Source organism: Italian clover phyllody phytoplasma str. MA1 (assembly GCF_000300695.1).
In the GTDB taxonomy this organism is placed as follows: Bacteria; Bacillota_I; Bacilli_A; order Acholeplasmatales; family Acholeplasmataceae; genus Phytoplasma.
On sequence record NZ_AKIM01000052.1, the window covers coordinates 1 to 4,518 of the forward strand.

Consider the following 4,518-nt stretch of genomic DNA (forward strand, 5'->3'; position numbering starts at 1 on the left):
GATGAAACAAGCCAAACATTTTTTTGTTAACATTAACTTATCGTTTAGTTATGACAAAAGTAAAAACATTAATTATGTCATTGATTTAGTTTATCGCCTTCATTTAGAACAAAAAGCCGAAATAATTGTTATCGACCACCTTCAAATTACTAAAGCTAGTAATCATTTAGAAAATGATCGTCTCGCCATTGACGAAATAATGACGAAACTCAAACAATTAGCGATTGAATTAAATATTGTAATTATTATTTTATCTCAATTTTCGAGAGATACATACAACAATTATCAAGGAAAATCACCTGAAATCACCGCTTTAAAAGGAAGTGGCGGCATTGAAACTAACTCCGATATCGTCTTAATGATGTCTGAATTTCAACCTAAACTATCCAAAGACCAAGAAAAACCATTGAATATCTATAATCAAAATTGTAATCAATTATATTTAGGATCAAAAAACAACGAATCTCAAAAAATCATTGAATTATCGATTAAAAAGAATCGAAGCGGCACCAAAAAGAACTTAGTTTATCACTTCGAACTAACCACCCAAACCTTCCAAGAAATAGGTTACATCACACTTTATCAAATAGAAACCTATTAAAAACTAAACAAAGGAGAAAAAAAATATTGTAAATATTATAGATACCATGAATAACAAAAACACTTATATTAGTTTATTTTCCTCAGCTGGCATTGGCTGTTATGGTTTTAAAAAAGAAAATTTTCAATGTTTAGCAACTAATGAATTTTTATCAAAAAGGATGGAAATACAAAAAAACAATAAAGTTTGTGTCAATGATGAAGGTTATATTTTAGGAGATATTAGAGAAAACAAAGACAAAATATTAGATATTGTTAAAAAACACGGAAAACAAATAACTATTGTTATTGCTACTCCCCCTTGTCAAGGTATTAGCACTTTAAATCAAAAGAAAAATTCTAAAGAAATATTAAGAAATAGTTTAGTAGTTGAAAGTGTTGATTTAATTAAAAAAATTAAACCTAAATTTTTTATTTTAGAAAATGTAGCACTTTTTTTAAAAACAGCATGTATTAATTCAAAAAAACAAACTATCACTATTGAAAAATTAATTGAAGAAGAATTAAGTTCACAATATAATTTTCATGCACAAGTTATTAATTTTAAAAATTATGGTTCAAATTCTTCACGACGTAGAACTTTAATTATTGGTGTAGAACATTCTATTACCAAACACATCACTCCTTTAGAATTATTTCCTGATTTTACAGAAGAAAAACCTCTTTCTTGTGTTCTTCAACAAATGAAATCTTTAGAATGGGGAGAATTTGATGCTGATGATTTTTATCATCAATTTAGAATTTATCCTAAACATATGCGCGAATGGATTAAAGATTTAAAACCAGGTCAAAGTGCTTTTGAAAATGATGAAATACATAAAAAACCACATCGTATAATTAATAATCAAATTGTTATCAATAAAAATAGTTTAGGTAAAAAATACTCACGCGCTTATTGGGATAAAGTAGCTCCTTGTATTCATACGAGAAGTGATTGTATGGCTAGTCAACATACAATCCATCCATTTGATGATCGTGTTTTTTCTATTAGAGAAATTATGAAAATGATGACTATTCCTAAAGATTTTCGTTGGATTGATAGTGATTTATCTGATTTAAATAAATTAACCCTTTTAGAGAAAAAAACACTTTTAAAAAAACATGAAACAAATATTCGCCAAAGCATCGGTGAATCTGTACCAACTATTATTTTTCAACAAATAGCTCGAAAAATAAATATTTTTTTAAATAAAAAAATACTTAATGCATCAGAAATTAAATCAGAAATTAAAAATCATAATCTATATATCTTTGAAAATTTAAAAAAATATATAATTGAAAAAAAATTATATCCATGAAACTTGTTTATCTATTATAGTAGAATTAGCTAACAATAAAAGAAACCAAAATGCCGCTTTTTTTACAAATAAATTTTTAATTGAAGAAATTATAAAAAAGCTACCTTTATTCGATAATAAAAAGAAAATTTCAATTATAGAACCTTCTGTAGGAGCAGGGAATTTTTTGCCTTATATTTTTCAAAAGTATGCAAAAAAAGAAAAAGTAGATTTAACTTTAGTAGAAATAGATCCTGATATGGTTGAAATTTTACAAATTATTTATGACAAAACATCCATTCCCAAAAATTTTAATCTAAAATTTATATGTCAAGATTTTTTAAAATTAAAACATGAAAAAGTAGATTTGATTATTGGTAATCCTCCATTTAATAAAGCCAAAAATAAAGAACAAAAAATTATTTTAAAAGATTTCAAAACCCCTGCTAACAATAATTTAGCTTCTTTTTTTCTAGAAAAATCTCTTAATCAAGCAAGATATGTTTCTTTGATAATGCCAAAAAATTTTTTAAGCGCTCCTATATATGATAAAATCAGAGAACAAATCAAAATTCAATCTATTTTAGATATTATTGATTTTGGAAATAAAGGTTTTGAAGGTGTTTCATTAGAAACAATTAATTTTATGGTAGATAATAAAAAAAACCTCCGAAATTAATATTTATGATTTTGTTCATAAAAGAAATTTAATTCAAAAATGTAATTATATTTGTGATGATAAATTACCTTATTGGGTAATATATAGAGACAGTTTTTTTGATAAAATTTATAAACAAATGCGTTTTGATATTTTTGAAGTTTTTAGAGACCGCCAAATCACCAACGCTTATTTAACTAAGATTAATGAAAAAGAAATTGAAAATAAAGAATATATAAGAGTATTAAGATCAAGAAATATTAGTGAAGATGGCAAGAAAATTCAAAATATAAAAAATTATGATACTTATATGCATAACAAATATATAGATAGATTCGATATTATAAAGAAAATAAAACAAAAAAAAGATGTTTATATGGTTCCTAATATGAGTTATAAACCTCGAATAATCAAAAGAGATTTAGAACAAATTGCTAATGGTTCTATTGCTTTTTTAATTCCTAAATCACAAAAAATAAAATTAAAAAAAGAAGATATGGAATATATAGCGCATCAAGATTTTAGAAATTTTTATCAAATAGCGAGAAATAAACAAAAATTAACTTTAAATATTGATAAAAATAGCGTTTTTTGGTTTGGTAAAAAAAAGGAGAAATTAGAAAGTAATGTATAAAGATGATTCGAAATTAAATGAAAATATTATTCAACAATTTTTGGAGGAAAATAATTATTCAGAATTTAAAAAAAATAAAGATGCTTATTGGATGAATCAAAAATGTACTATAGATTGTTTGTATTTTGTAGCAAAAAATATTTTCAAATTAGAACCCAAAAATGAAAATGTTTTAATTTTTAATAAAAAAACTTTAATAGAAAATTCTAAATTAGATTATAAAAATTTTTTTCAAAAGAAAAAATTAGTAGTGATTTCAATCATATAATTGATCAAAATTTAAATTTATTGTTAAAAAGCAAAATCATTATTATTCAAGGCAACAAAAAAGACCAAAATTATGAAATAAAAAAATATGACATTTTAAAAAAATATTTCTTTAAGTGATGATAATGCTTTGTTGTTTTTGAAACATTATATTAAAAAAGTTTTGCAAGATTTAAGTTTTTATAATGAATTTGAATATTATTTTAATCATTCTAATAAAAATGAATTAAAAAATTTAAAGGAAAAATATACACAATTTATTAAAAATAATACAAAAATACAAAACGATAATGAAATAAAAAGAATTTTTAATAAAATTATAAATATTTTAGCTTTTGGATATAACAATTTTAAAGCTGGTGTTAAATCAGGAAAATTATGTAACATAAAAAAAAATGATCTATTATATAATAAAGAAAATCCTATAAAAAAACCTAAAATAAAAAATTAAATATATTTTAATAATAAAAACATTTCTGGGAACTGTTTTATAACAAAAAAAGGAAACAACTGAACTTTTTCATCATAAATCAAAAATTAATTAGATAAATAATACAACCAAGGAAATTTATACGTAGGGTATTTCACATTATTTTTTTACAAAAAAATATAAATATTCTTAATTTGATAATCATACGCTTGTAAATCTATTAAATTACAAAATATACATCAATTACGAAAGCACTAAGTTTTTATTCGAATAAAATAAAGACTTTACATGAATTAAGTCCAATGTCTCTAAAAATAAAAAGATAAAAATAATAAATTTCATACATAAAATCTAATACCTACATTTCAACTTCAAAAGACTTAAAACCATATTTATACATAAAAATTCAAAACAAAATTATCATAAATCATTTTTAATCTCAAGTTTTATTTTTATATTCTAAGACCTTCAAAATTGAAGGTCTTTTTTATTACCAATTGCAAGCCACTTCCTCGAGTGGCTATTTTAGTTTATAAAAAACAATAATACAATAAATTAAGGAGCTCATCAATGAATTATCAAGATAAAATAAAACACATCCAAACTCATTTCCCCATGTCTGTTTTATTAAAAAAATTAAATATAATACCAC

At 22.6% G+C, this 4,518-nt stretch carries 2 protein-coding genes and 1 pseudogene; all 3 read left to right on the forward strand.

Features of this window, described 5'->3' with window-relative positions; translation table 11 throughout:
- Positions 1–601, forward strand: a 601-nt coding sequence (locus tag RI01_RS02265; RefSeq protein WP_017193051.1) for a DnaB-like helicase C-terminal domain-containing protein, incomplete at its 5' end; no start/stop codon positions are given.
- A gap of 46 nt (positions 602–647) precedes the next feature.
- Positions 648–3,169, forward strand: a pseudogene (locus RI01_RS04060) (DNA cytosine methyltransferase).
- Complete coding sequence (locus tag RI01_RS02275) at positions 3,162–3,437, forward strand: hypothetical protein (protein WP_017193052.1); 276 nt, start codon at positions 3,162–3,164, stop codon at positions 3,435–3,437. Before RI01_RS04060 ends, RI01_RS02275 begins: the two are co-directional and overlap by 8 nt.
- Positions 3,438–4,518 lie beyond the last annotated feature (1,081 nt).